The organism is Ruegeria sp. AF7 (assembly GCF_056541885.1).
Genome location: NZ_JBQFYX010000014.1, coordinates 41,919 through 63,049, shown reverse-complemented (window position 1 = coordinate 63,049; position 21,131 = coordinate 41,919). Strand labels below are relative to the sequence as shown.

17 protein-coding genes and 1 pseudogene are annotated in these 21,131 nt (G+C 56.1%); 11 read left to right on the top strand and 7 right to left on the bottom strand.

Going from position 1 to position 21,131, the window contains the following annotated elements; genetic code table 11:
- Positions 1–99: 99 nt before the first annotated feature.
- The 6 genes and pseudogenes from ACR0AP_RS16970 to ACR0AP_RS16945 all read left to right on the top strand — a co-directional run.
- Positions 100–465 (top strand): annotated as a pseudogene (locus ACR0AP_RS16970) (DDE-type integrase/transposase/recombinase); the annotation flags it as partial.
- 178 nt (positions 466–643) lie between these two features.
- The gene (locus tag ACR0AP_RS16965; protein ID WP_209599126.1) at positions 644–1,612 is read left to right on the top strand and encodes a carbon-nitrogen hydrolase family protein; all 969 of its coding nucleotides are present in this window, start codon (positions 644–646) and stop codon (positions 1,610–1,612) included.
- A 50-nt stretch (positions 1,613–1,662) separates the two neighbouring features.
- Positions 1,663–4,407, top strand: a complete 2,745-nt coding sequence (locus tag ACR0AP_RS16960; protein WP_480508054.1) for an aminotransferase class I/II-fold pyridoxal phosphate-dependent enzyme — start codon at positions 1,663–1,665, stop codon at positions 4,405–4,407.
- A gap of 19 nt (positions 4,408–4,426) precedes the next feature.
- Positions 4,427–5,878, top strand: a complete 1,452-nt coding sequence (locus ACR0AP_RS16955; RefSeq protein ID WP_209599125.1) for a biotin carboxylase — start codon at positions 4,427–4,429, stop codon at positions 5,876–5,878.
- Positions 5,879–5,883: 5 nt separating this feature from the next.
- Positions 5,884–6,864: a C45 family autoproteolytic acyltransferase/hydolase gene (locus tag ACR0AP_RS16950; RefSeq protein ID WP_480508052.1), complete on the top strand. Its 981-nt coding sequence runs from the start codon at positions 5,884–5,886 to the stop codon at positions 6,862–6,864.
- 682 nt (positions 6,865–7,546) lie between these two features.
- On the top strand, positions 7,547–9,454 hold the full coding sequence (locus ACR0AP_RS16945) for a DUF3604 domain-containing protein (protein ID WP_480508050.1): 1,908 nt from the start codon (positions 7,547–7,549) through the stop codon (positions 9,452–9,454).
- On the opposite strand, the gene ACR0AP_RS16940 is transcribed toward ACR0AP_RS16945, so the two are convergent.
- From ACR0AP_RS16940 to ACR0AP_RS16920, 5 genes are all read right to left on the bottom strand, one after another.
- Positions 9,380–10,066, bottom strand: coding sequence for a neutral zinc metallopeptidase (locus ACR0AP_RS16940; protein ID WP_480508048.1), 687 nt, complete (start codon positions 10,064–10,066; stop codon positions 9,380–9,382). The genes ACR0AP_RS16945 and ACR0AP_RS16940 overlap by 75 nt on opposite strands.
- Before the next feature lie 225 nt (positions 10,067–10,291).
- Positions 10,292–10,477 (bottom strand): hypothetical protein, encoded by a 186-nt coding sequence (locus ACR0AP_RS16935; RefSeq protein ID WP_480508046.1) that lies wholly within the window; start codon positions 10,475–10,477, stop codon positions 10,292–10,294.
- Between the two features lie 28 nt (positions 10,478–10,505).
- On the bottom strand, positions 10,506–11,516 hold the full coding sequence (locus ACR0AP_RS16930) for a HupE/UreJ family protein (RefSeq protein ID WP_480508044.1): 1,011 nt from the start codon (positions 11,514–11,516) through the stop codon (positions 10,506–10,508).
- Positions 11,513–12,427: a peptidyl-prolyl cis-trans isomerase gene (locus ACR0AP_RS16925; protein WP_480508042.1), complete on the bottom strand. Its 915-nt coding sequence runs from the start codon at positions 12,425–12,427 to the stop codon at positions 11,513–11,515. Before ACR0AP_RS16925 ends, ACR0AP_RS16930 begins: the two co-directional genes overlap by 4 nt.
- Positions 12,428–12,888: 461 nt before the next feature.
- On the bottom strand, positions 12,889–13,779 hold the full coding sequence (locus ACR0AP_RS16920) for an AraC family transcriptional regulator (protein WP_480508040.1): 891 nt from the start codon (positions 13,777–13,779) through the stop codon (positions 12,889–12,891).
- 174 nt (positions 13,780–13,953) lie between these two features.
- Between ACR0AP_RS16920 and ACR0AP_RS16915 the strand changes: the two genes are divergently transcribed.
- Positions 13,954–14,811, top strand: coding sequence for an SDR family NAD(P)-dependent oxidoreductase (locus ACR0AP_RS16915; protein WP_480508038.1), 858 nt, complete (start codon positions 13,954–13,956; stop codon positions 14,809–14,811).
- A gap of 12 nt (positions 14,812–14,823) precedes the next feature.
- A complete protein-coding gene (locus ACR0AP_RS16910) occupies positions 14,824–15,636 on the top strand; it encodes an SDR family oxidoreductase (RefSeq protein ID WP_480508036.1) in 813 nt (270 codons plus the stop codon).
- A gap of 155 nt (positions 15,637–15,791) precedes the next feature.
- Here the strand turns inward: ACR0AP_RS16910 and ACR0AP_RS16905 are convergent, their stop codons facing one another.
- Positions 15,792–17,024, bottom strand: coding sequence for a M20 family metallo-hydrolase (locus ACR0AP_RS16905; RefSeq protein WP_480508034.1), 1,233 nt, complete (start codon positions 17,022–17,024; stop codon positions 15,792–15,794).
- 90 nt (positions 17,025–17,114) lie between these two features.
- On the opposite strand from ACR0AP_RS16905, the gene ACR0AP_RS16900 reads away from it, so the two are divergent.
- Positions 17,115–17,876, top strand: a complete 762-nt coding sequence (locus ACR0AP_RS16900) for a FadR/GntR family transcriptional regulator (protein WP_209506735.1) — start codon at positions 17,115–17,117, stop codon at positions 17,874–17,876.
- 1 nt (position 17,877) lies between these two features.
- The gene (locus tag ACR0AP_RS16895; RefSeq protein WP_480508032.1) at positions 17,878–18,789 is read left to right on the top strand and encodes a glutaminase; all 912 of its coding nucleotides are present in this window, start codon (positions 17,878–17,880) and stop codon (positions 18,787–18,789) included.
- A gap of 9 nt (positions 18,790–18,798) precedes the next feature.
- Here the strand turns inward: ACR0AP_RS16895 and ACR0AP_RS16890 are convergent, their stop codons facing one another.
- Entirely contained in the window at positions 18,799–19,461 is a 663-nt protein-coding gene (locus ACR0AP_RS16890; protein WP_480508030.1) for a DUF1028 domain-containing protein, read from the bottom strand.
- A gap of 87 nt (positions 19,462–19,548) precedes the next feature.
- On the opposite strand from ACR0AP_RS16890, the gene ACR0AP_RS16885 reads away from it, so the two are divergent.
- Positions 19,549–21,123 carry an ABC transporter substrate-binding protein gene (locus ACR0AP_RS16885; protein ID WP_480508028.1) on the top strand — a complete coding sequence of 525 codons (1,575 nt, stop codon included), beginning with the start codon at positions 19,549–19,551 and terminating at the stop codon, positions 21,121–21,123.
- Positions 21,124–21,131 lie beyond the last annotated feature (8 nt).

Sequence of the window (21,131 nt, the reverse complement as noted above, 5' to 3'; positions counted from 1 at the left end):
CGGCCCTCCTGGCGCGTTTTCGTGCCGCCCCATGTGCTCGATTAAGCCACTTTCCGTTCGAATGCGACCGGGCTTTTCCATCCCAGTGCTGAGTGCCTTCGGCGTAGTCGTCCAGCAGCCATCAGGTTCTTTGCCAAAGCACCATCGTAAAACGGAATCCCAATCAAAATCGTCATAGACAAGAGTGGTGCAAATGCAGCCGGTATTCGAGAAGTTAACAGGATTCTGATGCGGTTCGGGTGCTCTGCCAAAGTACAGACGATCAGGTCCAAATACCAAAACAACTTGATCGAGCAGGATCACAGATTCATCAAACGACGCGTGCGGCACATGTGCGGGTTCAAGTCGTTCAAATCCGCCTCGGCTACTCTGGACGGCATCGAGGTCGCCAACACGATCCGCAAGCAGCAAAGCCTCAGCAATACGACGTCGGGCTTTCGGCTATTTGCCGAGATCTCAGGATAGGTGTGTCCACCAGGTCGCTGGTGCTGGCCGTTCCAAATGTTTGCGACACATCAGGTTCACGAGTACCAGCGATCAAACAATTTGCGCCAGAAATCTGCGGCCCTAAAAAAACAGGCTGGTCACGGGGTTCACCTGAAAATAAGGTGATCAGACAGCTTACTCGGGAGAGATGCCCAATATGACTCCATTTGCGATCGCCGGCGTTCAGATGCACGTCGCAGCGCTTCATTCGAACGTCGAGGCGATGCGCCACCGTATTGAAATTCTGATGGCCCGGTTCCCGTGGACTCAAATGGTTCTGTTTTCCGAACTTGCGCCCTATGGGCCATTGGACCGGTTTGCACAGCCTTTTCCGAATGACGCAATATTGCAGTTTCAGGAGGATGCGCGCCGCTTTGGTATTTGGCTGATCCCCGGGTCGATGTTCGAAAAGACCGAAGATGGGCGTATTCTGAACACGTCTGTCGTCATCAATCCCGACGGTGAAATTGTCGCCAAATATTCAAAGATGTTTCCCTTCCGCCCGTATGAGGCCGGGATTTCGGCAGGGACTGATTTCTGTGTTTTTGATGTGCCGAATGTCGGGCGCTTTGGCCTTTCCATCTGCTATGACATTTGGTTTCCGGAAACGACACGGCAACTAACCAGCCAAGGTGTTGAGGTTCTTCTTCACCCGGTCTTGACCGGGACCACTGACCGCGAAGCGGAACTGGCCATTGCAAGGGCGACGGCGGCGCAGTTTCAGTGTTACGTTTTTGACGTGAATGGTCTGGGGGCCGGTGGTGTCGGTCGTTCGCTGGTGGTCGATCCGTCCGCAACGGTGTTGCATCAGTCCGCCGGGCAGGAAGACATGTTCCCGATCGAAATCGATCTGGATCAGGTGCGACGTCAACGAGAAACTGGTCTTAAGGGACTTGGGCAGGTTCTCAAGAGCTTCCGTGATCGAGACGCAGACTTCACGGTTTATGATCGCACAAGTGGTGCCGATGCTTACCTGAACACGCTCGGGCCGCTGGAAATTCCCCGGCAGGGCTCGGATCGCGGATTGCTGGCATCCGACCCCAGAACTTCGATTGAAGAAGCGGAAAGAGATTTGCTGACGCCGCCTAACCTGTCTGTCTTACACGGAAAGACAGGTTCGGATTAAACGGATCAGGAGGCGGCGCTGATCCGGACGCGACAGAAAGGAGGCAGGTATTGAACTTGCACTCGCAGAAGAAGAAGTTGCCGTCCCTACGAGATTATTACAGCGCCACGCAACTTCGCGCTGATCGATGGAGCGCCTTACGAGAGGCTGCTGAAGGCCTCGCCCTGCATGGCCGGGAAAAGCGCCAGAGCCAGAAGCTGATGGCGACAGCAGAGCATTTATTTGATGTTCTGGAACCGATCGAACTTTATTGGGCTTTCCCTGGAATCCACGCCTTCGAGCATCTGCGGCGTCTTCTGCAAAATGGTAATGTCCAGGACCTGTCGATTTGCGTTCGTCGTATCGCACGCGCGCTGACCTCGGGCGCGTACAGGCGGCGGTCGATTCCGCTGTCTTCAGATGAAATAGACAATGAGGACTACGAAGACGAAGCCTCGCTGACACCGGAAGCCCGCGCGTTGGGACGGCCCTATTTCGAGGTGCTGATCGTAGACGATGTCACTGAACATCAGGAAAGGTTCCTGCGGCAAAACCTGCTGCGCATGCGTCGGCTGGAAGATTCGTTCATTTATGAACCGGTCATTGTTCCGTCTCTGGAGGACGCCCTGATCGGGGTTCTGTTCAACTACAACGTTCAGGCCGTCGTGATCCGGCCGGGCTTGTCGCTTAAGTCGAAGATCGATCTTCCGATCCTGAACCAATACCTGACGCGTGTCAGCGAAGACGAGGATGTTGACGGCCTCGACCCGCATGAATACGGACCGGAGGCCTGTCGGCTTATCGAGAAGATCCGACCCGAACTGGACGCGTATCTTGTCACAGACCGTTCAGCCGAAGATATTGCCGGGCTGGACCTGGGCCGCTGCCGACGGGTCTTTTACAATCAGGAAGACTTTCAGGAACTGCACCTCAATATCCTTCGCGGCGTCGATCGCAGATTCAGAACCCCGTTTTTCTCGGCCCTGAAAGAATATTCGAAGCAGCCAACCGGTGTTTTCCACGCCATGCCGATCAGCCGTGGCAAATCGATCAGCCGCTCGCACTGGATTCAGGACATGGGGGCATTCTACGGGTCGAACATCTTTCTGGCCGAAACATCCGCGACGTCGGGCGGACTGGACAGCCTGCTTGAACCGCGCGGCCCGATCAAGGAAGCGCAAGACATGGCCGCCCGCGCTTTTGGGGCGAAACACACGTTCTTTGCCACCAACGGTACGTCAACGTGCAACAAGATCGTTGTTCAGTCGGTCGTTCGACCCGGCGACATCGTTCTGGTCGACCGGGATTGCCACAAATCGCATCATTACGGCATGGTTCTGGCCGGAGCGAGCGTGGTGTATATGGACAGCTATCCGCTGCACGAACATTCGATGTACGGCGCCGTACCGCTGAAAGAAATCAAGCACACCCTGTTGAAGTTGAAAGATGCCGGAAAGCTGGATCGCGTCCGGATGGTGCTGTTGACCAACTGCACCTTCGACGGGGTTGTCTATAACGTTCAGCGCGTCATGGAAGAGTGTCTGGCCATCAAGAAGGACCTGATCTTTCTGTGGGACGAAGCCTGGTTCGGTTTTGCGCGGTTTGACCCGACCTACCGCCAGCGCACCGCCATGGGGGTGGCCAACGTATTGCGGCAAACGCTGCGCACGCCGGAATCGGCCAGGGCCTGGGCGGCCCAGCAGGAAAAGCTTGAGGGTGCGGGCCACGAAGAGTTGCTCGGGACCCGGCTGATTCCGCCACCCGATGCCCGTGTCCGCGTCTATGCAACGCAATCGACCCACAAGACCCTGACGTCATTGCGACAGGGGTCGATGATCCACGTCAACGATCAGGATTTCAAAGGCGAGGTGGAGCAAGCTTTCCACGAGGCCTACATGACCCACACTTCGACTTCACCGAACTATCAGATCATCGCTTCGCTGGACGTGGGGCGCCGACAGGTCGAACTGGAAGGGTTCGAATTTGTGCAAAAGCAGATCGAGACAGCCATGTCGATCCGGCGCGCCATCTCGGACCATCCGGTTTTGCAGAAGTATTTCAAGGTAGTGACCGCTGGTGAAATGATCCCGGAACAGTTTCGGGAGAGCGGTGTCGAAGCTTACTATGATCCCGATCATGGTTGGGTCGAAAAGTGGACGATGTGGAGCCAGGACGAATTTGTACTGGACCCGACACGCATAACGCTGGCCGTGGGTGGAACAGGCTGGGACGGCGACACGTTCAAGACCAAGATCCTGATGGACAAATACGGCATCCAGATCAACAAGACGTCGCGGAACACCGTGCTGTTCATGACCAATATCGGGACAACCCGATCCTCGGTCGCTTACCTGATCGAAGTGTTGGTCGAAATTGCCAATGACCTGGACGAGCTTCTGGACGATGCCTCGAAGATGGAACGCAGGTCATTTGAGAACCGGGTCCAGGCTTTGGTCGAAGACGTGCCGCCGTTGCCGGATTTCAGCCGGTTCCACGATGCTTTCAGGGATGGATCAGATACGCCCGAAGGCGATATCCGAACCGCGTTTTTTCTCGCTTATGACGAGGACAACTGTGACTATATTCCGACCGATGACAAGCTGATGGCGCGGCTTGAAACGGGTGAGGAGCTTGTTTCGTCCAGCTTCATCATTCCCTATCCGCCAGGCTTTCCGATTCTGGTGCCTGGTCAGGTCATCAGTCCGGAAATCCTGTCATTCATGCGGGCGCTGGACGTCAGTGAAATTCACGGTTTCCGCGAAGACCTGGGTCTGCGCGTGTTTACACAAGAAGCCTTGGAGTCCGTCAAAAAATAAAATTCAGGGGAGAGGTTAAATGCCCAAGAAGGTACTCAAGAACATATCGGAGATCCGCCGTTACTTTCACACGAATTCGGACCCGATATACTTTGTCTCGGCGACCAATTTCAACCTGCTCGGTCTGGATGAATGGGTCAAGAATTTCAAGTACATCTGCTACATGGATTGCTTTGACGGACGCCATCCCAACGTTCTGGTTCCTTCCGAACTTCCCCATGACGAGTTTCAGTCGATCGAAGACATCAACAACTATCTGCTTCAGCACAAGGAAGTTGTCGATTACGTCAAGGCGCGCGGCGGCAAGCCGAAATTTGTTTTCCTGATGTTCGACGAAAAGACGGAAAAACTGGTCAAGGAACTGGGCGGCGAAGTTTGGTTCCCCAAGGCGAAGCTGCGCACCAAGATGGACAACAAGATCGAAACGGTCCGGGTTGGAAACAAGGCGGGTGTCCCGTCGGTTCCCAATACGCTGTCCAAGGTCGATAGCTACGATCAATTGAAGAAGGTCTGCAAGAAAGCGGGGCTTGGCGATGATCTTGTTCTGCAAAGCGCGTTTGGAGATTCGGGCCACACTACCTTTTTCATCAAGTCCGAGGCCGACTTCCGCAAACACGAACATGAGATCGTGGGCCAGGGCGAAATCAAAATCATGAAACGCATCGACTGCCGGGGTTCGGCGATCGAAGCCTGCGCCACGTCCGAAGGCACGATTGTCGGGCCACTGATGACGGAACTTGTCGGGTTCAAGGAACTGACCCCCTATCGCGGAGGCTGGTGCGGAAACGAAATTTTCTCGACCGCGTTCCCACCGAAGACACGCGAGAAAGCGCGGGAACTGACTTTCAAATTTGGCGAACAACTTCGCAAGGAAGGATATCGCGGCTATTTCGAACTGGATTTCCTGATCGACAAAAAGACCGGGGACATCTGGTTGGGCGAGCTCAATCCCCGGATCACGGGGGCGTCCTCAATGACCAACCACGCGGCTTTCGCGCATGCTGATGCGCCGTTGTTCCTGTTTCACCTGTTGGAATTCTCGAAAAAACCGTTCAACCTAGGTGTCGAAGAGCTGAACGCACGCTGGGCCGATCCCGACATGATCGATTCCTGGTCGCAAATGGTGATCAAGCACACCGAGGACACAGTCGATATCATCACCAATGCCCCAGAATCCGGGATCTACAAGATGTTGCCAGACGGGCAGGTGGTATTCGACCGGTTCGATTATCACCGGCGTGCAGTTGAAAGCGAAGACGAAGCGTTCTTTTTGAGGATATCGAATGTTGGCGACTACCGGTACGAAGGGGCCGATCTGGGCATTCTCGTCACACGGGGCCGGTCGATGACCAAGGGTTTTCAGCTTACGGCAAAGTCGAAGCATTGGATCAATGGCATCAAGAACGCATTCTCGGCACGTCCGCTGCCATCGGCTCAGGCATTTGAGGATCCGGCCTTTAAGATTATGTAGAGTGCATGAAGCTAACCTTTCGCGCCGTAGAAGAAAAGAAACCCGGACAGAAACTGTCCGGGATTTTCTCCGAATATCGAAATGCCTATCTTAAATGGTGGGCAAGCGAAGGGTTGTCATCACGCCCGACATATTCCGAGTGCCGTCATGCCCTGAAAACATATATGCCGGAAATGCTCGAGCCCTATGACATGCTGTGTGCCGCCTTTGGCGCCGGCGATCTGGAGGCGCGGTTCCTGAGCTTCTTTTGCCCGCCGCGCTATCTGGCCGGGTGCAGCCAGGCGATTTGGCAGGGGCCAGAACCGTTGATGGTGCGGAACTACGACTACAACCCTTCGGCCTTTGATGGAATTTTCCTGAAGACCGATTGGAACGGGCGTCAGGTTATGGGCACTTCGGATGGCTTGTTTGGATTGCTAGATGGCATGAATGATGCTGGGTTAACCGTTTCCCTAACATTCGGTGGCCGCCGCGCAGTCGGCGAAGGCTTTGGGGTTCCCCTGATCCTGCGATACCTTTTGCAGACCTGTTCGACGCTGGAAGAGGCGAAGGAGGTTCTGCTACGGGTTCCGTGCCACATGAGCTACAACGTTACGGTCCTGAACCGGGACCGGCAGTTCTTTACAGCGTTTCTTGCACCGGACCGGCCGACGCTTTTTACCCATGCTGCTGTTTCCACCAACCATCAGGAGCGCGTGGAATGGAAAAGCCATGCACGCCTCACCGCCACGGTCGAGCGTGAGCGTTTCCTTCTGCATCGCCTGACTTTGCACCCAGAGACGAAAGAGATTTTTGTCGGATCTTTCCTGAAACCGCCGCTGTACTCGCTGGCTTTCGATCAGGGTTTCGGAACCCTTTACACGGCAGCCTACCACCCCCACGATCTGACAGCCGAACTGCTATGGCCGGGGCGGAGATGGAAAAAGAGCTTTGGTCAATTTCAAACGGACAGTCTGCAGGTCATTTACCCACGGGATCAGGCCTGAAACTTGGCGGATCGCACAGGGCGGGCTGTTCAAGTAAGGTACATTTTTATGTACCCTAATTAATCAGAATCTTGTCTGAAATTGTCCTGCAAAATCAACGGTGTTATGCACGTCATTGTCTGACGTCAGCGCAAATGGGACAGTTTAAGTCGAATTGATAAGGGGGGGGGGTTGGCTCATCATAACCGCCAAGGAGCGGAGATGAGAAAGAAACCCGGAACCAAGCAAAGCGCCAAGATGCCGGTCCCTGATTGTCCGGGCGACGGTCTCGATCAGAATGCCTTCAGTCGCATAAGTGGCGAAGCCGGTTTTCAGGGATAGAACAGATCGAACCAACCCTGTCGAGGCCATAGCGGCGTTCACAATTTTGGCCCCGGCATAATGGTCTAGCAGCTCGACGACATGCGAAACCTCGCGAGTTGTCACCATGTTGCGTCGCGTCATTTTGTCGGAAAATGTCCGGTGACACAACCGAACGAAGGAAGGCACAATCGTGCTTAGTGCGCGGTTGCCATAGACGATCAGTTTCGGACACTGCGAGGATGGCCGGATAAATTGCATTCCAATCACTCAAGGGTGGAACCATGCAATCCGTCTCTACCAACCGCGCACCGAAATTCTTGAAGGGGACTGGACTTTTCGAGCGATCCGACCTGCAGACTGAACCAAGAAGGGGTTTGAGATGAAGAAAAGAGCAATCACGGCGGCGGGAGTCGCAATCCTCTGGGCAAGCACTGCATGCGCACAAGGATATGTAGGTGATGTTGCCGTTGACGCGGAAAATGTGACACTGGGCGCGCAGCACTATTCGCCTTTTCTCGACCAGTCCTATCCAAACCGCGTCTTCTTCGGCGATACGCACCTGCACACGTCCTATTCGACCGATGCCGGTATGCTCGGCAACTCTCTCGGACCGGATGAGGCCTTTCGCTTTGCCCGAGGCGAGAAAGTCCGGGCATCGCTTGGGGATTACGCGCAGCTTGTTCGCCCCCTAGATTTTCTTGTCGTGGCAGACCATGCAGAGAACCTCGGCCTCGCACCAATGATCGAGGAGTCGAACCCGGGTTTGCTCGCTATCCCGTGGGGTCGCAAAATCCATGATCGCGTCAAGGGGGGCGACCCGTTCGGCGCCTACGTGATGTGGGGAACCGAGATGGGGGCTGGCAATGACCCGTTGGACGATGACGACCTGACCCGCTCCATCTGGAACCAGATCGTGGTTACTGCCGAACGCTATAACCAGCCCGGCATTTTCACTGCACTGCACGGGTTTGAGTGGACATCCAGCCCGGACATGAACAACCTGCATCGCATCGTGATGTTCCGCGACGATGCCGACAAGGTCGAAGACCTGGTCCCATTCTCGAACTACGACAGCGTCGATCCTGAAGATCTCTGGGACTGGATGGAGCTATACGAGGCGGATACCGGTGGCCGCGTCATGGCCTTTGCACACAACGGCAATCTATCGAACGGCTTGATGTTTGACGACATGCGGATGAACGGCGCGCCGATCGACCTCGACTATGCCGAGCGCCGCATGCGCTGGGAACCGCTCTATGAAGTGACCCAAATCAAGGGCGATGGAGAGACGCACCCGATGCTGAGCCCGAATGACGAGTTCGCGGACTACTACAACTGGGACCGGGGCAATTTTGGCAATGAGCTCAAGACACCCGAGATGCTGCCACGTGAGTATGCGCGGCAAGCCTTGGCGCGCGGCCTCAAATTCGAAGAGGAAATCGGAGCCAATCCGTTCAAGTTTGGCATGATCGGATCGACAGACAGCCACACATCGCTTGCCACCACGCGCGAGGACAACTACTTCGGAAAGGCAACCCTGGGCGAACCCGGATCAGGTCACGAGCGCTATGATGAGAATGTCGTGCAACCCGATTTTTTGGGTGAGGCGGTCACCGTAAAGCACTATGAAACACTGGCCTCCGGCCTCACTGCTGCCTGGACGCGGGAGAACACGCGCGAGGCGATCTGGGACGCCTTCAAACGCAAGGAAGTCTACGCCACGACCGGGCCGCGCATGACTGTACGTGTCTTCGCCGGCTGGGATTTCACCGCCGATGAAGTACATCGCCCGGATTTCGCCAAGACCGGCTATGCGCGCGGCGTGCCCATGGGTGCCGACCTGTTTGCCGGTCCTGAGGGCGCTGTGCCAACCTTCATGATCCGCGCCTTGCGTGACCCGGATGGTGCCAACCTCGACCGCATTCAGATCGTAAAAGGTTGGGTGAACGCGGAGGGTGAGCCGCAAACAAAGGTGTTTAATGTCGCCTGGTCAGGCGTGCGTACTCTGGACGCAGACGGCAAACTCGGACAGGTCGGCAGAACGGTTGACGGCGCCGACTACACGAACACCATCGGCGCAGCGGCACTGGGCAGTTATTGGGAAGATGCGGACTTTGATCCTATGCAGCGCGCATACTACTACGTTCGTGTTCTGGAGATTCCGACGCCGTCATGGCTCGCCTATGACGAAGCATTCTACGGCCCGCTCAATCTACCTGAAGACGCGGTAATGGTGCAACAGGACCGCGCCTATACTTCGCCCATTTGGTACACTCCCACGCGGTGACATGATGTGACATGGCGATAATAGCAGCGGGACAACTCCGCAGAATGATGTCATTGCGGTCGTTCGGGAAGACTGTCTCGATGACCTCAAAGACGAGTTTGTCGAGGAACTCGAAGAAACTTGCGACAACGATGGTGGCAAATTGCTCGCGGGGGCAATTGACGACGCGGCAAGAGAGACAATCGAGGAATACAAATAGTCAACGTGGTGGCTTCGCTTGAACCTTCCGACGTCCGCTGCAAGCGAGTAAGACTGAGTTGGGCTCGAAACTGTCATGTGGTGGCGCCGCATTGATCCACGCCAGAGTTGACGAGCCAACATTGAGGATGGTCCTCTCCGGACGCTGAGTGTGCGTTTCAATGCTGCATCGCAGCTTCCCGGAAGCAGACATTGACGAGTGGTAGCGATACCCTCGCCCCAGACCACTTTGGTGTCTGCGAGGATGACGGCGACAAAATCCTCGGTTTCGTCGTCAATCTGAACAGGCGCATTTGCCTGCGGAGGTGCTACCTGACCTCCGCCACTCAGAAACGGTGTGATATCAACGCCAAAAAGCAGGCCGATCACGAGGACGACTATCAATCCGGCACCGCCCATTCCGGCACGAGACACCCCACGGGTTGCTTGTGCGACGTCCTTTCCAGTGCATGTGGTCTCCGTCTTATCCGGGCGTTTCAAAACCAATTTCTGACGGTTCCCCGGTCTACGAGGTTTGAACGGGGAACCGATCCGGACTTCCAAAGCCTGAGGCAGTGACAACCGTTACATCAGAACGGTATCGGGTGTCACTTCGCCACCACTCAAAATGCGCTCAGTGTTTTGGAGCACCCGAATTCCTCAACCTTCGATACCTGCGGTATCGCGTGCTGTTTCGGCCGGTGTGCATCTGTTGGTACTAATCCCGATAGTCGCTTGCTGGACCTGACGCTTCGCGGCTTTTTCCGGTGTGCAATCCGGATCTGCCACGTCGCAGCCGGCGAGAGCGACTACAGCGACCATCATCACGCCTCCAAATGTTTTCATCACTGTCCCTTATCCTTCCTTCTTTTGCTCAAAATCCAGCCAGCCGTTCGGCCAGCCAAAAAACAGCTATGCAGCCGATTGGGTATCCAAGGATCTGGCGTGAGGGGCCAGTCGCCAAGGACCATCCCCAAATCACCTGAGCAATTTTCCGCAGTACCAGGAACACACTCAGGACGGCGAAGATGAAGGCCAATTGCCCCGACTCGACCCCAAGGTTGAACGCCAGCAAGGCCGCTGGAATATCCTGTTCGGGTAAGCCGATATCGGCAAGTGCCCCGGCAAATCCCAGTCCATGCAGCAGGCCAAATCCAAAGGAAATCACCCATGGGAAACGGCTGGCCAGTGTCTCTGGCTTTTCACCCGATCGCAAAACTTCGGTCGCAAGAAAGACAATCGACAGGGCGATGACCGCTTCGACCGGTGGGCCCGGAACGTTCAGTACGCCAAATGTCGCCAGACCAAGCGTGATCGAATGCGCGACGGTAAAGGCGGTAACCGCCCAAATCAGTTGACGCAGGTTGCGGATCAATACCAGCAGGGCGAATACAAAAAGCAAGTGGTCCCAGCCCTCCAGAATGTGCTCGAACCCCAGAACACCGTATTGCCACAGAGTTTGGAGCAAACCCTGCTGCGCCGGCAATGTCACCGAAGGCGCGTCCGGGGTAAGGCGGAAGGTCGCCATGTGCTCCATGTCGAGGTAGCCTACACGCAACAACACATCCGTGCGTTGGGCACCCAGCTTGTCGATCCTAATCGTGTTTCCACGCAGATCTCCGGCACAGGACATACGCCAGACCTGCGTCCAGGCGCGACCGTCAAAGATCGGCGCGTCAAAGGTGGGTGCGGTACAGGTATCCGGAAGCGCAACGTCGATATCCATCGGAGTGCCCCGAACATCAGGCTTACGCCAGAAGACATGCCAGTCGCTGTCCGTTTCCTGCGAGATCTCAAGATATCCCGGTTCCAGCGCATGGGCGATCGCCATGGCAGGGGATAGAAGCACTACCAGCAGCGCGATCAAAGGCAGACGGTGCTTCATGACTCACCTGCGGGCCTGTCCGTCTCTCCGATTTCCTGAATCACATAGGTGGATCGCAGATTTTCCAGGAATATCTCTGTCGCGCGTTCGGCTTGTTTCTCGCGCCAATGCGCCAAAACGCGATCGCGGACTACGCCAAAAGGAGGCAAAACCGCGTCCCGCCTGTTGTCGATCCGAACCATGTGCCGCCCGAAGGACGATTGAACAGGTCCACTCCATTCACTCAGCGGCAATGGTTGCAGCTGGTCAAAGAAGCCAGTTCCGAAATCGCCATCGACAGATGAGCGCACACTCAGATCAAACTCTGTAGGAAGCAATGATGCCTGACCCAGTTGGCGGTGATCTTCCCCCGCATCCAAACGCGACCTTGTTTGTTCGACAAACGTGTCGCTGGGGTTCTGTCCAAGGAAAACAACGCTGGCCGCAACCCGCGCGGGATTCGTAAACACCTCAGCATTGTCCGACAGGTAAGTTTGCAGCACCTCATCTTCTGGTCGCGCCGCGCTCGCTTCGGACGCGAGAAGGAAGTTCATCTTCTGCACAAGCCGATTCCGGATGATCTCATCATTGCCATCCAGACCCAGTGCGAGGGCCTCCCGCACCAGAACCTCGCGATTCAGCCAATCTTCCTTGAGATTAAATATCTCATCTTCGGTTGGAGGACGCCGCCAGGTGTTACTAAACTGACTGGCCAGAAGATCAATCTGCCGCTGATCAACAAGGATCACCCGCGCATCAGGCTCAGCACTCCACTCCGCAGGCTGCGCCAGCTTGAACCAACCAAAGATCGCAACACTGAGAACAGCAAAGTGTACAAAAGGCTCCCTGACAATCTTGCCTATAAGGCTCCGCCCAACCGGCAAAGGCGCTTTCAAAGGCGGAGAGTTTGTGGCTTTCCCCTGTGTCGTCATCGTCCTCCCTTTCATGAATTCAACCGCCCTTGAGAACCATTAGTTTCAGTGTAAAGCTGGCCGTGTCCGTGGCTGAGATCGCGTAGTACTATTTGAACTCCAGCGCATCGAGCAATTTAATCGATGCTCTCGGGACACTTGCAGTTGATTGCAGAGACACTCAAGTTTACTGCACTTGTATCGTAAGCAGATAACAAAAAGTTCTGCCAAACCTTTTCCTACTTTACGGATGAGCCTTCTAGTTGCGAATGCGCATTTATTAAAGCGCAGCGACAAACACTTTTCGTACTCTGTCACTAGAAGGTAAGCACCATTTAGAAAGTGACGGCGAGGTTCAACCACAGCGTGTCAGATTCAAACCTGCGTTTTGCTTCGAACTCGGTGAAATACTTCAACTGAAAACTCACATCCTGACCAAACAAGTTTGCTCCGTGTCGACCGCCAACGCCTGTTAACGTGCGTCAGTCGGCCGCCTCTAGCGCACGGTCTTGCCTGGGTGCTCTTCCGAACTTACGCGAGTATTCCCGTGAGAACTGCGCGGAGCTTTCATAGCCTACAGCGAATGCTACTTCGGAGATCTTGGCACGGCTCGTCCGCAGGTCGTCTCTGGCCTTCAACAAGCGCAGGTCCTTTTGGTATTGGAGCGGTGAAGTGCCGGTCACGGCTTTGAACTGCTCGAAAAACGCGGAATTGCTCATCCCGATCCTCGCGGCTAGATCCCCGACGGTGATGGATTCCGACAGGTTTGCCTGTATTTCCCGCGTCGCAAGAAAAATACGGCTGGCCGCGCTTTCATGCCAGAGAAGTCTTTGCAGGATCTGCGCGTGTCGCCCGATCAGAAGCCGTGCATGGATTTCGCGGGATGTGATCGGTGCCAACAGTTGCCTCGCCTCCTCGTCCTCGCACTGAAGGAAATAGCGGTGAAGCGCGTCTGTCAGATCTGGATCGGTGTCACACAAGCAGATCGAGAATGGATCGGAAGACGGCGCGTTCAACACGGGTCGCACAGCGGGGGACAATGACCTGAGAAGGTCGAGATCAAGTGGAAAGACCAAAGCCGTGTAGGGGGTCTCGCGCGACGCCTCTGTAATCCGCGAAATAACTGGGAGTGTATGGCTCACGATGAGGGATTGTCCGGAGCCCACCGTTAGTTTTCGGGTGCTGGACCCCACCTGCTTTGCGCCTTGCAGGATCAGACAAAGAAGAGGTCGATAAACGGTCGCATTCAGGTCGGTCGTTGCGTGATGCCGCAGGAGGTGGGTGCCGCTCTGCGTATGATGAAATGCGCCTTCAGCGACGCCTGCTTGATCAAGCAGCGCTGAAATGCGTGATAACAGTTTTTCGTTCTTCACGTCGTTGGCCTCCCAAAGGTCGCCTATCAATAGCATCATCACACAATATGGCATAACAAATACACGCATATCTGGAGGATCAGGCAAGAATTTTGGCCAATCGGAAAAGATTGAAGCGGTTGATGCGACTAACGTGATCAAGGCATAACAAAGGAGACCGACATGTAAAAGGTCATGATCACCGGCATCGCCGGCGGGTTTGGAAAGCCGACGGCCCTCGCACTTCTCGAAAGGGGCTATCAGGTTGCAGGAAGTGTCCGAACCCGCGAGGGAAAGAACGCCGGTACAGTTGCCGCACTTGAGGCGGCTGGGGCATCCATTGTCGAAATGGATGCAACAGACGCGACCAGTTCTGAGCGGGCGATCGCAGATGCGATCACACATCTAGGTGGCCTCGACGTCTTGTTCAACAATGCCGGGATTGGCTCCTACGGCATTCAGGAATTAATGTCGCCCGACGACATGGCACACGTTTTCGACGTGAACGTCTTGGGTGTCCAGCGCGTCATGCGCGCGGCGCTGCCACATATGCGGGCGCGGGGGCAGGGGACGGTTCTCTACACCTCCAGTCTGATCGGCCGGATCGCGACGCCTTTCTACGGGACCTATTCCGCCTCGAAATGGGCGCTGGAAGCTATTGTCGAATGCTATCGGACAGAGTTGTCAGGCTTCGGGATTGAGTCCTGCATCATCGAACCCGGCGCCATGCCCACGGCCTTTTTCGATGGCATGGTTGCGCCCAACGACTCGGACCGCGAGGCGCAATATGGAGAGTTTGCAGCTGTCCCGGCAATGTCTGCCGCCGGATTGGCCCAGATGCTTGAAGCAACACCCGATCAACGCCCGGAGCGGATTGCGGAGGCGGTCGTCGCTCTACTGGACAAGCCCTTCGGGCAGAAACCATTCCGCACTGTTGTCGATTACGTTGGCGTTGGCCCGCAGATCGAACGTTACAACAATGTGCTGCACGATGTGACGCGCAACGTCATGACCAGCTTCGGAATCGAAGATATGTTGAAACTCAACGCCTGACGGAGACTTTCCATGAAAACTATTCTGATCACCGGCGCCTCCTCGGGCATAGGAGAGGCCACCGCGAGACATTTCCAAGCCAATGGGTGGAGCGTTGTCGCAACCATGCGCAACCCCGACAACGCGGGTGATCTGGCTGGTTTGGAAAACGTCCATGTGGCGCAGCTTGATGTGACTGACCCGAGTTCGATCGCCGAAGCTGTTGCCGCTGGTATCGACCGGTTCGGGAGGATCGACGTGTTGCTCAACAATGCGGGCTATGGTGCCTATGGCGCGCTGGAGGCCTTTTCGATGGAACGCATCCGGCGGCAGTTCGACACCAATGTAATTGGCTTGATGGAGGTCACAAAGGCCGTGCTACCGCATATGCGAGCGAACCGCACGGGCACGATCATCAACATCTCGTCCATTGGCGGTCAGATCACCTTCCCGCTTGGCACGCTCTATCACGGTACGAAGTTTGCGGTCGAAGGTCTGTCGGAAGCGCTCCATTACGAGCTTGAACCGCTTGGTATCCATGTCCGTATTGTCGAACCTGGAATGATCAAGACCAACTTTGGTGGAAGCTCGTTTGACTTCGCCATGGACGAAGACCTTGCGGACTACGCGCCGATGGCAGAAGCCATGGGGCGGGTCTTTGGAACATTGGCGTCCAACTCGTCAGAGCCCGAAACCGTTGCAGAGGTTATCTGGGACGCGGCCAATGAAACCGGTCACCGCCTCCGTTACCGGGCAGGTTCGGATGCAGTGAAATTGTTGGACAATCGCAAGGCACAGGACGATGCGACATTCATCGGAGGGATCAAACAGCTGATGAAGGCGTAAGGACTTACGGAATCACAGCGACAGCAACCCGCTTTCGGGCAGCTGCGCTGCGGCATCGCTTGTAACGACGAAAGCCCGGATTGGGCCGTCCGTGAAGACGGCCCGGTACGGTTAGATTTCAATCGCCTCAGCAATCGCTCTCGTCGCTTGATCATCTACTGGCTTTGAGTCCTGAGAAATACAGTTGCTAGAAAACTGGAAATAGCTTGAATTGCAGCGCCCATATCATTGTCAGTCGCGAATTCCTCGGGCTTATGGCTGAGCCCATCTTTGCATCGGACGAACAGCATGGCAGTCTGGCAGAGATAGGCCTTAGCCGATGTGTCATGGGTGGCGCCAGACGGAAGGCGTGTCGCGGTCTGGCCGATCGTGGCAATGGCAGCCTCCAAATCGTCAACCATTTTGCTATCGCACGGCACGGCGGGCTGTTCGTAGGTTCGCTCCATTGAAAACTCCACGTGGCGCAGCCCCGAAATCCTGTCACCTGCCGACCGCGCCAATCTTGCGAAATTGTCTCGAACGGTGTCGTCCAGAGCCCGGATTTCAAGGGTCAGTTCCACGTCCCTCGGGATGGCGTTTACCACGTTGGGATGCAGGGACAACGCGCCAACGGTTGCACGCAGATTGGTTATCTTCAACGCCGCGATATGGATTGCAGAGATGAAGTCAGAGGCCGCCACCAGCGCATCGCGGCGGCTGTCCATGGGCACTGTCCCAGCATGGCCCGTGTCACCGGTAAATGTGACTGTGTTTCGTTCAATCCCGCAAATTCCTGTGACGACCCCGAGTGCGGCATCCGCCGCCTGCAGAACCGGGCCCTGCTCGATGTGGATTTCCAGATATCCCAGTGTGGTGGCAGGATCGCGCGCGAGAGCCTCAACTCCGTCCGGATCGCCACCAAAGTCGGCAAGTGCGCGGCGCAGAGACACTCCATCGTTATCCTTCATGGCCAGAACAGCCGGGTCAAACGTGCCGGCCAAAGCGCGCGGCCCCATCAGAGCGGTCGGGAAGCGGACGCCTTCCTCGTCGGCAAAGGCGAGGACTTCGACAGAAAAGGGCAGTTCGACTCCGTTTGCCACAAGTTTCTCAAGTGCGAGACATCCCAGCACAACCCCCATGATCCCGTCGTATCGCCCACCATTCTTCACAGAATCCTGGTGTGAACCGATCAGGAACGTTGGAGCCCCCAATGGCCCTTCCCTGCGACCGATGAGTGTGCCAGCGGCGTCCATGTGGACCTTCAGACCGGCCTGTGTCATCCATGACTGAATAACACCTAATGCAGCCTTGTGCTCGGGCGTAAACGGAAACCGTGTGACTCCGGTTTCATCGACACTGCATTTTGCTATTTCCGACAGACGGTCCTGAGCGCACTGTCCCCAGTTCATCACTTTCCTCATTTATCATGATAAATTATCCTCTACACATAGGGCGCCTAGGTGTATATGATTTTATCATGATAAAATTTGAGGTGCAGAATGGACGGCAGCGGGACCCCATCGACCAAGCCAAGACGATCGCGACCAGTTCTGGTTGCCGATGAAATCAAACAATGGGTGGTGGAGCGCGATCTGAAGGCGGGTGACAAGCTGCCAAATGAAGGTGAGATGATCGAGCAGTTCGGCGTGTCGAAAGGGACAGTTCGCGAAGCGCTGCGCATTCTTGAGGCTCAGGGCCTGATCGTGACCAAGACCGGTCCCGGTGGCGGCAGCATCGTAGGTCAGGTCTCGACCGAACGCGCCCGGTCCCTGTTGGCCAATTTTTTCTACTTTCAAGACCTGTCTGTCGCCGACATCTATCAGATGCGAAAGGTCCTGGAACCTGAGCTGGCGGCCAGCCTGGCAGGCCATCTAAGCGAGAACCAGTTGGAGGAGTTGCACGACCTAGCGCTGCGCCACCCCGAACCGGCAACATCGGCCGAAGAAGAGAAAGTGCAGCACATCACCTCTCTAGACTTTCATGCCCGGCTGTCGGATTTCGCGGGCAATCGGCTGCTTGGCTTTGTCATTGGGTTTATGGCGCAGGCGCTGACCGACTTGACAGTCTATCGCAGGCTCTATGATCCGCCGAACGTGGAACTTTGGCGTAAAGGGCGAGCGCATCAATTGCAACTGGTTGAGGCGTTGCGGCAAGGCGAGCCGGAACGAGCCCGCAGCATCATGTATTCGCACATGCAGATCGCCGAAGAGTTGATGAGCGTTCAGGAAGCCCATCTGTTGCGTCGCTTTCTCGGAGAATAAAGTGGTCCTGACAGAGCGCATTCTGCAAGATATCCATGATGAGATTTTTCGTCTGGACGATTGGGGAACACCTGCCCAATACATCCCGGAACTAGCCTGTATTCCACCTCGCCAATTGGCGATAAGTGTTTGCTTGGCAAATGGCGACTGCCTGAATGCGGGGGCCTCGGATCGCCCCTTCTCAATACAAAGTGTGTCCAAGGTTTTTTCCCTCGCGGCGACGCTGGGGCGGTTTGGTGACCAACTCTGGAGCCGTGTCGGGCGCGAGCCATCGGGCACGTCATTTGACTCCGTGGTCCTGTTGGAACGAGAGAATGGTCGCCCGCGTAATCCCTTCGTGAACGCGGGGGCCATTGTCACTACTGATGTCCTTCTTGCTGGGCGGCAGCCCAAACAGGCCCTCGCCGAGGTCCTTGGACTGATCCGTGCGATGGCGGAAACCGACGATATCCACATCAACGACAAGGTCGCAGCATCGGAAAGATTGACGGGTGCGCGGAACAAGGCGTTGGCACATTACTTGCAATCACATGGCAATCTGCAAAATGAACCAGACCTGACCCTTGGCACCTATTTTCATCAATGTGCAATCGAGATGACCACGCGGCAGCTTGCTCTTGCCGGAAGATCGCTTGCCCGCCTTCGGGCCGGCCCAAACGTGATTTCTCCGCGACATGCCCGACGCATCAATGCGCTCATGATGACATGTGGTCACTATGATGGGTCAGGCGAGTTTGCCTATCAGGTCGGGCTGCCTGGCAAGAGCGGGGTCGGTGGTGGCATACTGGTGATTGCACCGAGGGTCGCTTCGATTGCAATCTGGTCACCGGGGCTAAACCACTATGGAAACTCACATGCTGGCACCCGCGCCGCAGCGATGCTGGCCCAGACAACGGGTTGGTCGGTCTTCTAAGGCCAAATGTTACTGCGGGGCGCAGACTTTGTTCTCGAGCACCGGGACTTCGGCAAGCCAATCAAAGTATGGTGATGTTCGGGTCCTGAGATAGAGCTTTTCAAGGTCCGCTATCGGATCGTCACTGTAATCGATGCGCAGGTCTAATGGTGGGCGATCGGGCGCAAGGACCAACATGGCCGCAGATAACAGCCCGCGGCTGTCGCCGCCCGCCAGCCGGGCAGTATTCAAAACTTGGAGCATTTTCCGATCCGGCCCATCCGTGCAGGTTTGCGCTGCTGTCACCATCGCCGCAAGAACCTCAGGTCCCTCGAGCATGTTTCCTGCAACCGCTAACCTTTGTTTCGTTAAGTGACCGGCATACGGCACGCTGTTCGCTCCAGTGAACCCGTGAGTTGCGCCGCTGCGATCCAGGGCAATCAGTTGCCTATGCCCCTTCCCGGGATCATCTGACGTCACCGCCTCGACAGCATTACGGGCGGTCTGGCCGCGGTACATCGCGCGCACTGCATCGTCTCGCCAAAAGGTGCTGGGGGCGGTGCCCTGTGATGCCACAAGGCCCGATTCGATATCACCCCGCAGGACCCAGCCACCCACGCAGAGACTTCCCGTTGCGGCGGCAGCGGCAAAAACGCCTGTTTTATTGTCGAAAGACAGAATCGAGAAGGTCATTCTACTGCCCTAACACATTTTTCTTGAATTTATCATGATAATTTGCATGAATGCAATTCATCATAATAAATAACAGGGAGACACCTCATGAAACTGCTGAAACTGTCCCGCAGGGCAATGCTGGCTGCAGGTGCAGCCACGGCACTTGCTCTCTCTCCACTTTTGGCCCAGGCACAGACGCCCGAAGATGTTCTGATCGTTGGGCAGATTGCTGAACCCAAGGCGCTTGACCCTGCGGCCGTAACCGCTGTTAACGACTTCCGAATTTTGATGAACGTCTATGACGGACTGGTCCGCTACAAGGACGGGACGCTTGAAGTTGAGCCTTCGCTGGCAAATTCCTGGGACATCAGTGAGGACGGAACAGTCTACACCTTCTCCCTGCGGGACGACGTGACGTTCCACGACGGAAGCGCCTTCAACGCTGATGCGGTCAAGTTCAGCTTTGACCGGATGCTGGATGAAAACCATCCCTATCACAACACTGGCCCCTTCCCGCTGTCCTTCTTCTTCTCGGCTGTAGAGAACGTTGAGGTTGTGGATGACCTAACTGTGCGCTTCACGCTGAACGCGCCCTATGCACCATTCCTGTCCAACCTGGCTTATCCCACCGGGCTGATCGTTTCGCCCGCTGCGGTGGAGCAGCACGGGGCTGAGTTTGGGCGCAACCCGTCCGGCACCGGGGCATTCAAATTCGCTGAATGGCGGTCCAACGAGGCCGTGGTCATCGAAGCCAACGCCGATTACTGGGACGGTGCACCGGAGTTGCAGGCCGTTGTGTTTCGCCCAATCACGGACGCAAACACCCGCACCGCCGAGATGCTGGCAGGCGGTATCGACCTGATGGTCGAGGTTCCCCCGGTCGCGCTGAGCGAATTTCAAGGCGATACCTACACCATTCATGAACAGGCTGGTCCACACGTCTGGTTCCTCATCTTGAACGCCAAAGAAGGTCCGTTTGCTGACGTGCGTGTCCGCCAAGCGGCAAACTATGCCATCAACAAGGAAGCCATCGTCAACGACGTTCTGGAAGGTACGGCAGCTGTCGCTGCCGGTCCGACACCGCCGGCATTCGCCTGGGCCTATAACGAAAGCCTGGAGCCTTACCCCTACGACCCCGACAAGGCGCGCGAACTGCTTGCCGAAGCAGGTGCCGAAGGCGCTGAGCTGACTTTTTACGTCACCGAGGGCGGTTCCGGGATGCTTGATCCCGTGGCGATGGGTACCGCGATCCAAGCCGATCTCCAGTCCGTTGGCCTGACCGTCAACATCGAGACCTATGAATGGAACACCTTCCTTGGCGAAGTGAACCCGGGCCTTGAAGGCAAGGCAGACATGGCCGAAATGGCCTGGATGACCAACGACCCGGACACGCTCCCTTTCCTCGCGCTGCGCACAGCTGCATGGCCGGATCAGGGCGGGTTCAACTCGGGCTACTACTCCAACCCGAAGGTTGACGAACTGTTGGAAGCCGCCCGCGCTGCAACCGATCAGGCAGAACGCGCGCGTCTCTATCAGGAGATGCAGGTCATCGTGCAGGAAGACGCGCCTTGGGTCTTCGTTGCCAACTGGAAGCAGAATGCGGTTACCTCCGACCGTGTCGAAAACTTCTCGCTCCAGCCGTCGTTCTTCCTGCTGCTGGATGACGTGGTCAAGAACTAGAACGACAC